The sequence below is a fragment of the Ralstonia sp. 25C genome (assembly GCF_051904805.1).
In the GTDB taxonomy this organism is placed as follows: domain Bacteria; phylum Pseudomonadota; class Gammaproteobacteria; order Burkholderiales; family Burkholderiaceae; genus Ralstonia.
This window is the reverse complement of sequence record NZ_CP196738.1, coordinates 118,036-132,986: the sequence shown is the minus strand read 5'-3', so window position 1 is coordinate 132,986 and position 14,951 is coordinate 118,036. Positions and strand designations below refer to the sequence as shown.

Annotated in this window: 10 protein-coding genes; all 10 read left to right on the top strand. The window is 64.1% G+C overall.

Annotated features, from left to right (window positions below):
* Positions 1 to 12: 12 nt before the first annotated feature.
* Positions 13 to 738, top strand: a complete 726-nt coding sequence (locus ACS7SF_RS19140) for an alginate O-acetyltransferase AlgF (RefSeq protein WP_439893730.1) — start codon at positions 13 to 15, stop codon at positions 736 to 738.
* Between the two features lie 29 nt (positions 739 to 767).
* Complete coding sequence (locus ACS7SF_RS19135) at positions 768 to 1,829, top strand: alginate O-acetyltransferase AlgX-related protein (protein ID WP_439893729.1); 1,062 nt, start codon at positions 768 to 770, stop codon at positions 1,827 to 1,829.
* Entirely contained in the window at positions 1,826 to 3,001 is a 1,176-nt protein-coding gene (locus ACS7SF_RS19130) for an alginate O-acetyltransferase AlgX-related protein (protein WP_439893728.1), read from the top strand. Before ACS7SF_RS19135 ends, ACS7SF_RS19130 begins: the two co-directional genes overlap by 4 nt.
* 7 nt (positions 3,002 to 3,008) lie before the next feature.
* A complete protein-coding gene (locus ACS7SF_RS19125) occupies positions 3,009 to 4,622 on the top strand; it encodes an MBOAT family O-acyltransferase (protein ID WP_439893727.1) in 1,614 nt (537 codons plus the stop codon).
* A gap of 12 nt (positions 4,623 to 4,634) precedes the next feature.
* On the top strand, positions 4,635 to 4,877 hold the full coding sequence (locus ACS7SF_RS19120; RefSeq protein WP_439893726.1) for an acyl carrier protein: 243 nt from the start codon (positions 4,635 to 4,637) through the stop codon (positions 4,875 to 4,877).
* A 9-nt stretch (positions 4,878 to 4,886) separates the two neighbouring features.
* A complete protein-coding gene (locus ACS7SF_RS19115; protein ID WP_439893725.1) occupies positions 4,887 to 6,341 on the top strand; it encodes an AMP-binding protein in 1,455 nt (484 codons plus the stop codon).
* An 11-nt stretch (positions 6,342 to 6,352) separates the two neighbouring features.
* Positions 6,353 to 7,300 carry a hypothetical protein gene (locus tag ACS7SF_RS19110; protein ID WP_439893724.1) on the top strand — a complete coding sequence of 316 codons (948 nt, stop codon included), beginning with the start codon at positions 6,353 to 6,355 and terminating at the stop codon, positions 7,298 to 7,300.
* Positions 7,301 to 7,601: 301 nt separating this feature from the next.
* Positions 7,602 to 9,881, top strand: coding sequence for a type VI secretion system Vgr family protein (locus ACS7SF_RS19105; RefSeq protein WP_439893723.1), 2,280 nt, complete (start codon positions 7,602 to 7,604; stop codon positions 9,879 to 9,881).
* 4 nt (positions 9,882 to 9,885) lie between these two features.
* Entirely contained in the window at positions 9,886 to 10,308 is a 423-nt protein-coding gene (locus tag ACS7SF_RS19100; protein WP_426400083.1) for a DcrB-related protein, read from the top strand.
* 13 nt (positions 10,309 to 10,321) lie between these two features.
* Positions 10,322 to 14,947, top strand: a complete 4,626-nt coding sequence (locus ACS7SF_RS19095) for a DUF6531 domain-containing protein (protein ID WP_439893722.1) — start codon at positions 10,322 to 10,324, stop codon at positions 14,945 to 14,947.
* The last annotated feature ends 4 nt before the right edge of the window (positions 14,948 to 14,951 follow it).

Genomic DNA, 14,951 nt, shown 5'->3' with positions numbered 1-14,951 from the left:
ATGCAACGTCACATGACATTGACCAACTGGACGCGCGAGCTGGGTGCCGCGCTCGTGCTGGGTGCGGTACCCGGTGCTGCCTCTGCTGCCGCGCAGGATGTCGCCGGCCTGTATGGCCCGCAGCCGCCTGCCAACGCCACGTATGTGCGCGTGGTGAACCTCGCCGTGCAGCCGGCACGCATCACGCTGCCGGGCAGCGAAGGTGCGCAAGCGCTAGCGGCGGGGGCGTCCACGCGGCTGAGCGTGGTGACACCAGGCACGTTGCTGCGCGTGACGGTGGATGGGCACGAGCCTGCCAAGCCCGCTACTGCCACGGATAACGCGGGCGCCGCATCGGCCAGTGACGCCACGGCGGGCCAGGCCATCACCGTGGTGCTCACGCGAGACGCCCAAGGCTGGCGTGCCACGCGCGTGGCCAACCCGTACGAGCGCCTGGATGCCATGCGTGCCACGCTGCGCGTCTACAACGTCGCCGGCGCCTGCGCGGGCAAGGTGGCCGTGGCCGATGGCGGCGCCACCGTGTTTGCGCAGGTGCCGGCGGGCACGCAACAGGCCCGCGCCATCAACCCGATTGCCGCGCGCCTGACGGGCAGTTGCGGCGCAACCACCACGATGCCGCTGCAATTGCCACCGCTGGCCGCGGGTGACAGCTACAGCCTGTTCCTGGCCGGCGATGCCGCCAAGCCCGTGCTCATCGGCACGCGTGATGAGCTGGCCTGGCCGCCGGCCAAGAAGTGAACATCACCCCTGAATCGGAAAGCTTTGCCATGACCGACTTGCTTCGTTCGCCGTCCGGCGCCCTCAGTCAGCCCATCGATGCCCGCCGCCGTCGCGTGCTGTTCTCGCTCGGCGCCGCGCCGTTGGCGGGGGCGCTTGCTGCGCTGCCCACTTCCACCTGGGCCGCGCAGGGTGCTACCGCGCCTGCCGGCAAGGCCCAGACCATCATCGAAGGGCGCGACCGCTGGTTGTTCCCCGGCTGGGAAAGCTTGGCTGAAGACGACACCGTCGGCTGCCAGCGCGTGCTCGATCTCATCCACCGGGCGGCGGACAAGCTCAGCGCTAGCGACATCCGCACGGTGGTCGTTATTGCGCCGCTCAAGGCGCGCGCTTACGCAGACAAGCTGCCAGATGGCATGACGCTGTCGCCAGCGGTGAAGGAGCGCTATGCCGCGTTGATGGCCCACGGCGGCAATATCGGCCTCGACATGGTGGACGCAGAGGCGGCCATTGCCACCATTGCCACCGTCAACCCGACCGATGACACGACTTTCATACGAGCGGACTATCACTGGTCCGGTCGCGCTGCGGAAGCTGTTGCCGCAGCCACCGCCAAGAGGCTGCAGGCGCACGGCCTGTTTGTGGAGCGCACCGGCGGCGGCACGCGGCTGGGCAAGTGGACGGAAGAGATCAGCTACGGCGACCTGGCCGAGCTGCTGCCGCCCGAAAAGAAAAAGGCCGTAGGCAAGGACCACTTCTTCGTCCGCCAAGCCGGCGCTAGCAAAGACCTGCTGGACGACGCACCGCCCCTGCTGCACGTGGTGGGCAACAGCATGGTGCAGCCGTACCTGGGTTTTCCGCAGAAGCTATCCAACGCCATCGACCAACCCGTGGGCCTGACCTGGACCTTTGGCAACGTCGGCCCGTGGAAGACGCTGCTGAACTATGTGGAATCGCCCGCGTTCAAGTCCGGCAAGATCAAGGCGCTGGTCTGGCAGTTCAATGAAGGCCAGATGATGAACGGCCCGAATGCCGCCACGCAGTGGGATACGGCATCGATCATGGCCGAAGACGCGTGGCTCGCCCGCCTGGACAAGGCGCTTGCGCGATGAGTGACGGCCTCGCACGTTTACCTGCCTCTGCACTGTCTGGGCAGGCCCCGGCAGAGGTGGCCCCACGCGACCGCATCGCGTTCTGGCATCGTGCTTTGGCGTGGATGGTGGCGCTGCTGCTGGTGGTTGGCCTGGGTGTGGCCGTGGTGGCGCTGGCCCGCCAGGCTGACAGCGGTGAACCGTTCCAATGGGCCGGCTGGCGTGACGGCACGCTGGGCCACCAGATCGAGGGCGTCATCGATGTGCCGTATGCACGCACGCTGCACCGCTGGCAGGCTGCGCTGCGCTATCGCGTGCTGGGCGATCTGGGCCAGCCAGTGCGCGAGGGCTGCCCCGGTTGGCTGTTCTATGCCGATGGCCTGCGCCCGCCGCCGGCTGCCGCTGGGCTAGTGCAGCAAGTGGGTGTGCCGGGCGCCGATGCACTGCTCGACGCGCGCATTGCCACGTTGCACCGCTATGCCGATGCGCTGCGCAAGGACGGCATCCGTCTGGTGGTGGTGACCGTGCCTGACAAGGCGCGTGTAGAAGCGCAAGCCCTGTGCGGCCTGCACCAGGATGCACGCATGACGCAGCGCCTGACCGGCTGGCAACAGGCGCTGGATGCTGCCGGCGTCCCCCGTGTGGAACTGCTGCCCGCGCTTGGGCAGGCGAGCCCCGCGTACTTCCGCACTGACGTGCACTGGAATGCCAACGGCGCCCAAGCCGCCGCCAACGTGATCGGCGCGGCCGTGCTGCCGATGCTGGGCGCACGTGGTGACACGCGCTTCGAACATCAGCAGGCCGCGCCGCAGCCCCGTGTGGGCGATCTGCTCACGCTGGCGGGTCTGGGTGATGCTTCTGATGCCTGGCGCCCCGCGCCCGATGTTGTTGCACAGGACACCATCAACGCCGTGCATTCGGGCGGGCTGCTCGACGATGCACCGCCCGTGGAGGTGATGCTGGCGGGCAGCTCGTTTTCACGCCGCAGCGAATTTGCCGGGCGCCTGGGCGAACAGCTCGGCCGCGAAATCTGGAACGTGAGCCTGGACGATGGCCAGTTCGACCGCGCCATGCAAGCCATGTGGAACAAGCGTGCAACCTGGCCCAAGACCTTGCGCGTGCTGGTGTGGGAAATGTCGGAAGACGCGCTACATCTTCCGGTAACGACCCTCCCCAACGGCACAAGCCATTGAGGCCGAGATGCTATTCAACTCGTTTATCTTCCTGACGCTGTTTCTGCCGGTTTCCATTGCCGGCTATTACCTGCTGGGCACGCGCTCGCCGCGTGCGGCGTCGGTCTGGCTGTGTGTCGCGTCGCTTCTGTTCTACGGGTGGTGGAACCCGTCGTTCGTGCTGTTGCTCACGCTGTCGATTGCGTTCAACTTTGCGATGAGTTGGGCCATCCTGCGCAACGCGGCGGGCTCACGTGCGCGCCGGGCTTGGCTGGCCTTTGCCATCGTGGTCGATCTGGCGGTGCTGGTGCGCTACAAATACCTGGCCGCACTGCTGGGTGCGGTGGTGCACGTGGCCGACATCATGCCGGCCGGTTGGGTGGCCGTGGCCATGGAAGACGTGGCGCTGCCGCTGGGCGTGTCGTTCTTCACCTTCACGCAGATCGGCTACCTGCTCGACTGCAACGCCGGCATCGTCAAGGAGCGCGATCCGCTGGGGTTCATCCAGTTCGTCACGTTCTTCCCGCACCTGATTGCGGGGCCGATCCTGCACCACAAAGAGATGATGACGCAGTTCGCGCGGCCCGAAACCTATCGGCTGCGCGCGGAGAACCTGTCGATCGGCCTGACGATGTTCACCTGCGGCCTGGCCAAGAAGCTGCTGCTGGCCGACGCCATGGCGCCGTATGCCGATCATGGCTTTGCCGCCCCGCACGAGCTGCAGATGCTCGCGGCCTGGGGCGCTTGCCTGGCGTATGCCATGCAGTTGTACTTTGATTTTTCCGGCTACTCCGATATGGCGATGGGCCTGGCGCAGATGTTCGGCGTGCGCTTTCCGTTGAACTTCAATTCGCCATTCAAAGCCGGCAGCATCATCGAGTTCTGGCAGCGCTGGCACATGACGCTCACGCGTTACCTGACGAGCTACCTCTATTACCCACTGGCCATGCGCATCAACCGCGCGCGCATGGCGGGGGGCAAATCGACCGGGCGACTGGCACAGCGCTCGGTGGGCGGCTTTGCGGCCACCGTGGCGGTGCCGACGTTCTACACCATGGGCCTGGCCGGTGTGTGGCATGGGGCGGGGCTGCAATACCTCATCTATGGCCTGCTGCATGCCGGTTTCCTGAGCATCAACCACGGCTGGCGTGCGTGGCAAGCCGCGCGCGCACCCGCTGGTGCGGCCGCACAGCCGGCTAAGCCCACGCGGCTGCGCCATGCGGCCAATGTGTTGCTGACGTTTGTTGCCGCGCTGGTGGCCTTTGTGTTCTTCCGCGCCCATGGCGTGAATGACGCACTGCAGATGCTGGGCGGCATGGTGGGCCTGCGTGGCATCGAGCCGCTGGGCTGGCCCGCGTGGGGCGAGGCCGGTATGAGCGGCCTGCAATGGCTGCACATCGTGCTGGGCCGCTCGGCGCTTGCGCTGCAACTTGTGGCGATGCTGGCCATCGTCTGGTGCCTGCCCAACGTGCATCAATGGATGGGCCGTTTCTCCCCCGCGCTGGAGCGCCCGGTCAACGTGGCGGCGTTGCGTTTTGCCTGGCGGCCTTCGCTGCGCTGGAGCGTGGCCATCATCGCGCTGCTGCTGTTTTGCATGGCCCAACTGCATGGTGAAGTGCGCTTTCTCTATTTCCAATTCTGACCGGACTCAACCGTGACTCAAACCGAAACAGAAACCCTGCATGCCGATGTGAACGCGCTCGTGCAGGACATCGTCCTCCGCGCTGTCGAGCCCGACACGCCGCTGATCGAAGCCGGCCTGGTGGATTCCGTCCTGGCCGTCGAGATCGTGATGGCGGTCGAAATGCAGTTTGGCGTGCGCGTGCCGCCCACGGAAATTGCCGAGCACCTGGCCTCGGTCAACGCGCTGACGGCGTACATCCAATCCAACAGATAGGAGCGAGCGATGCGGCTTGATCTCAACACCGGAAGCTTTGTCGACACCGGGCTGCGGCCCGAGCACGATGCCGTCATCGGCGACGACCGCACGCTGAGCTGGCAAGCGCTCGCGGCGGAAGCCGCGCACTGGTGCGAACAGGCACGCGCGGCAGGCTTTGCCACGGATGTGCCGGTCATCATTCGCGGGCACAAAGAGGCGGCGTTCTTTGTGGCCATGGCGGGCGCGTTGATGCTGGGCGCGCCGTTCGTGCCGGTTGACACCATCTACCCGGACGAGCGCATGGACCGCATCGCACGCACGCTGGGCGCGCATGCCTACTACGATGCGCGCACCGCCACGTTTGAGGCGCTACCGTACGCCAGCCACCCGCAGCCGCTGCAAGAGAAGGGGCTGGCCTACGTGTTGTTCACCTCGGGCACCACGGGCGAACCCAAGGGCGTGCAGATCGGCCGCGAAAGCGTGCAAACCCTGGTCGATTGGATGGCGGACGATTTTGCGCTGGGCTCGGCACCGGTGTTTCTGAATCAGGCGCCGTTCAGCTTCGACTTGTCGATGTACGAGGTGATGGCGACGCTCGCGCTGGGCGGCACCGTCGTACTGGCCTCGCGCGACGCTGTTGCCCAGGGCGAGGCGTTCTTGCAGAAGCTCGCCGTACATGGGTTGACGACGTGGGTGTCGACGCCTTCCTTTGCGCAGCAGCAACTGCTGCAGCCGGCGTTCTCCGCGCAGGTCCTACCTACGCTGGATACGTTTCTGTTCTGCGGCGAGGTGCTGCCTGTCACGCTGGCACGGCACTTGCGCAAGCGGTTTCCGAGCGCGCGCATCCTCAACACCTACGGCCCGACCGAAGTCACGGTTGCCACCACGTGGGTTGTCGTCGACGATGTGATGCTTGCCGGCGCGGACAAGTTGCCCATTGGCTACCCCAAGCGCGGCAGCGAAGTCTTCGTGCAGAACGGCGAGCTGTGCATTGCAGGCCCGCACGTGATGCGCGGTTACTTGAACCGGGAGGATCTGAACGCCACGCGCATGTTCTTGCACAACGGTGCGCGCGCTTTCCGCTCGGGTGACCTGGGCGCGGTGGACGAGCGGGGCCTGCTGTTCTGCCATGGGCGGATGGACGATCAGGTGAAGGTGGGTGGTTATCGCATCGAGCTGATGGAGATCGATGCGGCACTGGGTAAGCTGCCTGGCGTGCATAGCGCGGCGGCGGTACCGTTGCGGCGGCCAGATGGATCGGTGGCACGCATTGTTGGTTTTGTCCAGCCGGCATCGGGCGAAGGGCAGTTACCGCTGCAGGATTGGAAGGTGTCCTTGGGTATGGAGCTACCGCCGTATATGATTCCGTCAGAGTTGATTCCACGGCAAACATTGCCGGTGTCCATCAACTTCAAGATCGACCGCGCCAAGCTGGCGCAGGATTACCGTGACATGCAACTCAACCCGGCACGCCGTAACTGAGGAGCAGAACCATGGATGAGCACCGTCCTTCTTGGCAGTGCGCCGCACTGCTGGTAGCAGCGGCACTGGCGTACACGGGCAAGGGCGGGGCGCTCGCCCAAGCGCTTGTGCCACCGCCGCTCGTGCAGGGCGTGGTCTGGCAGCCCGATGCGCTGCACAAGCACCCGAAGGGCACGTGGGACAAGCTTGGCGTCAGCAACCTGCTGGTGCAATGGACGGCCGTGGACGATGTGGTCTTCGTGCCTGGCGCCAAGCCATCGGCCATGGCGCATGCGCCGGATTGGCCTCGCATTGCAGCAGAGCCCTGGGCACGCAACGTCATCGTCGGGCTGGCGGGGGCATTTGATGAAACCTGGGCGCGTGACCACGTTGAAGAGCTTGCCGAGCGTTCGCGGCAACTTGTGGCAGTGCACCCGCCAGTCAATCTTGAGGGCTGGTATTTCCCGGTGGAAGTCGATCCCACCTGGAAACACCTGGGGCAGCTCAAGCGCGCACTGGACCGGTTGCCGCGCCCGCTGTGGATCAGCGTGTACGACAACAGCGAGCTTGGCGCCGAACATTTCGCCGCCTGGGTTGCACGCTGGCTGCCCGCCGATGTGGGCGTGTTCTGGCAGGACGGTTGCGGTGCATTCAAGCGTGATCCGGCCACTGCGCGCGCCTACGCGAACGCGTTGGTTGGGCGCTTCGGCCCTGAGCGCGTACGCGTGATTGCCGAGGCGTTTCGCCCCAAACGCCGCGGCGGTTTCCGTCCCGCCACCGCTGAGGAGTTGGCGCCGCAACTGGTGCAGTACCAAGACTTCAAGGTCTACCTGTTCGAGGGGCCGCACTACGTGTCGTCAACGCTCGTCGATGCACTGCTCAAATACCCGCTGCCCGACGCACCGGAACTGGCGCTGGACGCGCCGTCGAAGAGCGGCTCTGGATCCGTAGACGCCGTTCAGAGCGCAGCGGCGTTTTAAAGGCACCCCGCCTTTTATCAAACGTTAATGTTTCTCGGTAATGGAAGCCATCAAGTGCTTCCGTGGCGACGCTGTGTGCTGTGATTAAAGCGCTTTAAATCAGAATTGAATAACTTTCAGACTCTAGGTAACGGAACGCTTACCTGCTGAACACGCGCTTCCACTAGCATGCGATCCATCATCCATCGGCAACGTATCGATGGGGGTGCGGGGGGATTCCGGCCGAAGGCAACGGGTGTTCGAGTCGATCGCCGCGTTGGCCCGGCCGGTACAAATCGCATAGCACGATGGGAGCGGGCCCATGAGTTTCACGTCTACCGGAAACGGCAAAGCGCCGTCCGGAACTTCATTTTTGTCGACCCTGTCCGGCGGACTGCCGGCGGGTGCCAGCACGCTTGTCGATGCAGCAAGCATGCTGGGCAATGTGCCTGGCGCTGGGTTGATTGGTGGTGCCGCACGCGCGGCGCAACTGGCGCAGACGGGCATGTCGCTGCTGGGGCGCACGCCTGGGTCGATTGCCGACGCCATCAACGGTATGCCGGGCGCCAAGTCGCGCCTGACGCAGGACAGCCGTTTCGTGCGCATGGAGTCGCCACTCGGGCCCGATGTGCTGCTCGTCAATGCGCTGGTAGTGGACGAGTACGTCAGTCGCCTGCCGGAAATCCACCTCGACCTGTTGTCGCACCAGAGTGATATCGAGATCGACAAGATCGTCGGACAACAGGTGTCGGTGTCGCTGGAACCGAAGTCGACGGGTGGCGTATTCAGCCAGTTGGCGGCGGGGCCGGAGATTGGCCAGCGGTACTTTCAGGGCTACGTGGCATCGTTCGGGCGCGTCGGGCACCCCGGCTCGGTCACGCGCTATGAGATGACAGTGGTGCCATGGTTCTGGTTTCTCACGCGCTCGACGGACTGCCGCATCTTCCAGAACAAGACCGCGGAAGACATCCTCTCCGAGATCTTTGTCGAACTGGGCTTTCATGACTTCGAGTTCAACCTGAAGTCGGAGCAGGCGCGGCTCGAATACGTCGTCATGTACCGGGAGTCCTACTACAACTTCTGCGCCCGGCTGATGGAGCAGGAGGGCATGTTCTGGACACACCGCTACGAGAAAGACCGGCACGTGCTCGTCATTGGCGACACCAACGACCTCTTCAAGCCGCTGACGCCCGTCGATACGATTCCGTACTACGGTGCCAGCGCCGCGAGCGAGCGCAACGGCATCGACCGGTGGGACGAGGCGTTCAACTTTCGCGTGGGCAAGATCACCTATCGGGATTTCAACTACGACACGCCATCGTCACCGCTGATGCATGTGGAAGTGCCGACCACGCTGAAGAACCCGAACATTGGCGGAACCGAGCGCTACGAATATCACTCGCTGTATGACCACAGCGACGATGGCCGCCGCTACGCGCGCTACGCCATGGAAGCGGAAGAAGCGCAGGCGCATCGTTTCAAGGGCGCTGGCTTTGTGCAAGCCATGACCACGGCCGGGCGCTTCCGGCTGACCAATCACCCTGTCTCCGCATACGACGACAAGGCCTTCGTGCTGCTGCACGTGCGCCACCACGCCGTGAACGACTACACGAGCCAGGGCGCCGAGCAGCCGTATCGCAACAGCTTTACGTGCCTGCCCGTGGATGTGCCGTTCCGCCCCGAGCGCCGCACGCCCAAGCCCTACATGTATGGCACGCAGGCGGCGGTGGTGGTCGGCCCGAAGGGCGAGGAAATCCATACCGACGGCAGCCGCGTCAAGGTGCATTTCTTCTGGGACCGTCGCGGCAAGATGGATGGCTCCGATTCCATCTGGGTGCGCGTGTCGCAGCCGTGGGCCGGCGCGGGCTGGGGTGGCGCGGCCATCCCCCGGATCGGGCAAGAGGTGATCGTCGCCTTCAACGAGGGCGACCCCGACAACCCGGTGATTGTCGGCCGCGTGTTCAACGGTGAGGCCGCCAACCCGTACCACGGCGACGGCGGACAGACCATGGGCATCCGCAGCCAGACGCACAAGGGCGGGGGCTCCAACGAGCTGCGCTTCTCTGATGTGAATGGCGCGCAGGAAGTGTTCATGCACGCGCAGAAGGACATGAACACCGTGGTGCAGGATGCGCAGAGCACGCATGTGGTCAAGGGCGATCGGACGATTCTGGTGTCGACGGGGAACCACGCCACGGAGGTCTCCACCGGCAACCTGAGCGAGGCCGTCAAAGGCGACCACACCACGCTGGTCACCCAGGGCCATCACAAGACGCAGATCGACACCGGCAACATGGAAACGACCGTGAGTACCGGCGACAAGAAGCTTACCGTGTCGAAGGGCAACTACGAGACGACGGTGTCGGTGGGGGATCTGACGGACACGGTCACGCAAGGCAACACCACGCAGAAGTCGCCAGCCGGTGTGCACACGATCGAAGCCAAGGAACTGTGGATCAAGGTGGGCGGTGCAGGCGGTACATCCATCCACATGACGGCCGATGCCATCGAGCTGCACAAGGGCTCGTCCACGATCCGGCTGGATGCGGCCGAGATCAAGATCCAGGCACCCAACACCCATATCAACCCGGATAACGGCTGACACCATGTATCAGATGCAGGAAGGTTCCTTGTCGCTCCCAGCGGACTGGATCGACAAGACAATGAATGTGTTCGTCTCGGCCTCCACCGGCACGGAAGGCGTGAGCTTTGTCGTCACGCGCGAGCGTTTGCCGTGGGGCATGCAGTTTGGCGAGTACGCCGCCAGCGAGCTGCAGAAGCTCGCCAAGCAGGTGCCTGACTATGAAGCGGTGAGCAGCAACGAGACCACGGTGTCTGGCCGCGCAGCGTATGCGCACGAATACAAATGGTCGAACAACGGGCGGCCGCTGCAGCAACTGCTGACGATGGTGGAGCACGGCAAGCAGGTGCTGATGCTCACCTTTACCGCGCCCGGTGTGCTGAGCGCCAGCCAGAAGGCATTGGTGGAAGGCGTAGTGCAGAGTCTGCGCCTGAACGAACCGGCCTGAGCGCAGCACTGCCATGGCGGACCAAGATCCAAGCACACCGAGTTCTTCCACCGGGCCGAATGGCACCGCCGAGGAGCGCATGGCCGCGCTTCAAAACCTGGAAGACGGCGAGGCGAAAAAGCAGTCGCAGATGAAGTGGGTGGACGGCGCCAACTACGGCATGTTGGGCGCCGACGTCGGCTATGGCGCGTACGCTGCTGGCACGGCTGCAACCGCAGCAGGGGCGACCGGTGCGGCTGCGGCCGGTGCGGCGGCGCTGGCCGCTGTGCCTGCTGTGGTGGCATTGGGCGGTGCGTGGCTGCTCGGCAAGATTGGTGTCACGGGCGCCGTCGAGAAAGGCGCCGAATGGCTCGGCGACAAGCTGGGCCTGAGCATCGGAAAGGGCGATCCGCACCCAGCGTGCGTGGGCGATGACATCGCGCATTCATCAGGCTTCTGGGGCATGGTGGCCGGTCTCGCAATCGGGGTCGCCATTGGCGCCGCGGTAGCCGCGACGGTGGCTACCGGCGGGCTGGCTGGTGCAGTGATCGTGGGTGCGTGTATGGCAGGCGGGCTGAGCCTCGGCAGCGGCTTGGCCGCAGCCAGCCAGAGCTTGGGCAGCAACTGCGGAAAGATCGCGTCAGGCTCGGGCAACGTCACCTTCGAAGGCAAAGCTGCGGCGCGTGTGACTGACATCATCGCCTGCGATAAGCACCCAGGGCCTGAGCCGCTGGTCGAAGGCAGTCTCACCATCACCGTCAATCAGTTGCCGCTTGTGCGTGTGGGGCATTCGAGCCATTGCAGCGGCAAGGTGAACTCTGGGCGCAAGAGCGTTTTGATCGACAAGACCACGGGGCAGTTCGGGCCGAAGAATCCGGAGCTGACGGCGGGCGAGGAGTTTTTCGCCGGGCTGGTGGGTGGGTTGCTGGGGGCGAAGCTGGGCGGCATGGTCAAGGGCCGGGCGCCGGGTGAGCCGACCAAGTCGGCGGAGCGGGAGGGGGTGAAGGACGAGACCGCCACGCCTTGCAAAGACCCTATCGATGTCGCCACTGGCGAGATGATGGAGATCCGCACGGACGTGTCGATCCCCGGCGTATTGCCGCTGGTGCTGACGCGCCGCTACCGTACACGTTCGGATGACGACGGCATGCTCGGCCCGAAGTGGTCGGTCAACTGGTCGCCGCGTTTGCGGTGGGATGACGGCCACCTCGTTCGCTTCTTCGATGGCGGCGGACTCTCCATTACGTTTGAAGCGCCGGATGCCGAACTGAACGGTATCAACCTGCGTGAACATCGTTATCGCTTAGAGGGCACGCGTGCTGCTCCGCGCATTCTCGACGATGAAACGCGGCACATCCTGTGGTTCGCACCTCTTGTTGAGGGGGCCACCTCCCGCATTGAGCGCATTGAAGACTGGAGCGGCAATGCCATCGACTTTGAGTACGACGCGTACGGCCGTCTAACAACGTTGCGGCACACAGTCGGCTATTGGCTGGTGCTGGGGTATCTAGGCGGCGTGCGCACCGTATCCAGCATCACGTTGCATGAGGCTTCAGGCGATACGCATCGCTTGGTCGACTACACGTACGAGAACGGCATGCTCGTGCAGGTGTCGAGCTTCCAGCAGGGCCAGTTTCATTACACCTACGACATGCACGGCTGGATGACCAGCTGGCGTGATACCGACAAAACTGAGGTGCGCTACGCCTACGACAGCGCTGGGCGCGTGGTCGAAACCGGCACGCGTGAGGGCTATCACACCGGCCGCTTCATCTACGAAGATGGCGTCACGCGCGTGATCGACGTCGATGGCGAATGGCGCTATGAACATAACGCCGAAGGACTTGTCACGCGTGAGGTGAATCCGCTGGGTCACGCTACCCAGCGGGAGTGGCAGCTCGGACGGCTGGCCTCCCAAACCGATGCACTTGGGCGGCGCACCGATTTTGGCTACGACGACCAGGGTCAACTGGCCAGCATGGGTGATCCAGCGGGCGGCGCCACACTATTCAAGTACGACGCACAGCGCCGCCTGGCTGCAGTGGTGCAACCCACAGGCGACCGCTTGACGCTCGAGTATGACGACAAGCATCGCCTGACTACGCGCACGGAACCCGATGGCAACGTCAAGCGCTATCGGTATGGCGAGCATGGCGAACTCCTGCGCGTGGTGGACGGCGAGCATGAAACTCGGTACGACTACGACGCACAACTGCGGCTCATCAGCACACGCCTTCCGACAGGCGCGAAACTCGGCACACGCTTTGATACGCTCGGCCGCTTGCTCGAAGAAACCGATGCAACGGGCAACGTAACGCGCCACGACTACACAGCAGGGCAGGACAACCCGCGCGGCCATCGGGCGCAGACCGCGCTGCCGGACGGCAGCCTGCACCGCATTGCGTACAACACCGAGGGGTTGGCGGTTGCGAGCACCGATCCGCTGGGGCGGATTACGCGTCATACCTACGGCCCGTTCGATCTGCTGACCAGCACGACCGACACTGCCGGCCATGCAACCCGCTTTGAGTACGACCATGCGACACGGCCAACGCGGATCATCAACCCACGCGGGGAGGTATGGGAGTTCCGGTACGACGCCGCAGGCCGAGTCGTGACTGAGATTGATTGGGGTGGCCGCGTCTCGCGCTACGAGCGCGATGTTGCTGGCCGCGTGGTCAAGAAGACGTGGCCTGACGGCGGCGTGTGGTTGTACCGCTATGACGCCGGGGATCGCCCCGTGGCCATCGATGCTGGCGACGTCAAACTCGTCTATCGATACGACACGGCAGGCCGCATGATCGCGGCTGCGGTGCAGAGCGGCACGACATACGTCAACCGCTTCCGCTACGACAATAAAGGCCGCCTGATCGAAGAGGAGCAGCACGGCCAGCGCATCTTGCATACCTACGATGCACAGGGCAGGCGCGAAGCGCGCAAGACGCCGCATCAAGAGACCAGCTACGAATACGACGCGCTCGGCGCGCTGACACGGATAGGCGGCTTGACTATTCAACGCGACCCCGTTGGGCGCGAAACGGGCCGTCAGGCGGGCGAATTTGTCTTGCAGCGCCAGTACGATGCAGTAGGCCGTCTGCAGCGGCAGGCGGCCGGCCCGCGGACCGCCTTCGATGCACTGCAGGCGGCACCGGCGGACGCGCTGCAACAGCTGACCCGCCAGCGCTATCGCTACGATGCCGCAGGCCAACTGGCGCAAGTCGATACCGATGCTGATAGCTTCACGTACATGCACGACGCGCGTGGGCAAGTCACCGCCGTTGGCAGCATCCACCAACCGGCCGAACACTATGCCTACGATGCCGCCCGCAATATTGCCGCGCATGGTAAGCAAGGTCCGGTTGATCGGCATGACTATCTTGCAGGAGGTCTGCCTACACAGGTCGGACACATCCGCTACCGCTACGACGCACGCGGGCGGGTCATCGAAAAGACGGTCGATCGGCCAGGCACTGGGCCTCGCACGTGGCAGTACACCTGGGATGGACTCAATCGCCTGATTGAGGTGCGCACCCCCACAAACGAAACCTGGGCCTACCGCTATGACGCGTTCGGGCGACGTGTTGAAAAACGGCACGTCGGGACCGACCGCGCGGTAAGGTTCCTTTGGGACGGTTACACGCTCGCCGAGCGTTGGGACCATCGTCCTGACGGCACGGCAGGCGCGGCCACGACATGGCACTTCGAGCCCGAGAGCTTCATGCCACTGGCGCAGGAGTGCGGCGAGCAGCAGTACGCTGTCTTCAGCGCGCCGACCGGCTTGCCGTTGGAGATGTATCGGACCTCGGGTGAGAAAGTCTGGTCTGCACGCTACAGCCTATGGGGTAAGCAACTCAACGAAGATACCCACGCCGATACCGCAGGGATTGCGCTGGATACGAGTCTGCGTTTTGCCGGGCAGTGGGCCGATGAAGAGTCGGGCCTGCACTACAACGTCAACCGGTACTACGACCCGGACAGCGGCTGTTATCTGAGCATTGACCCGATCGCGATTCAGGGCGGGCATCGCACGCAGGGGTATGTGCAGAATCCGTTGCGGGAGATGGATCCGCTGGGGTTGCAGCCTTGCCTGGAGCGGTACGAGCGTTACAAACAACTGCGCGCGGAAGGGTACTCCGCGGCAGAGGCTGCGCGACTGTCGAAGACGAGCGAAGACGGGACGTTGCCCAGTGTTCCTGAGCGGGATGTTAAGACCGCAATGAAACACCGCGAGGGCAACAAGCAAGTAGTTGTCGATGGGCAACGATGGAATCTCCCCAAAGACACGCCAACCAGCTCGCTTCCCGCAAAAGATACCGTCGGTGATACCCTTCAACGCGCAACAGATGACGCTGCAAACGCTTGGAATCCTAGACGTAACCTTTCGGTCCCCGAGCGCCGGGCAATTGCCGAGGCCAGAGAGAAGGGGGAGTACTGGAGAGCGAATCTTCTCGAGCAGCAGGCGAAAGGGCGGTGGGTTGAAACGCAAGTACGCAAAAACCCGGATGTTGTCGACCTTGGATTGGACTGGAGTCGTAAGGGCGTCGATGCTACGGATCCGCTGACTGGTGTGAACTACGACGTGATGTCCGGATCCCAATCCAATATGATCAAGCACGCCAAGAGAATGCCTGACGTGATGTTTAGAATGATAACCTTCTAGATTG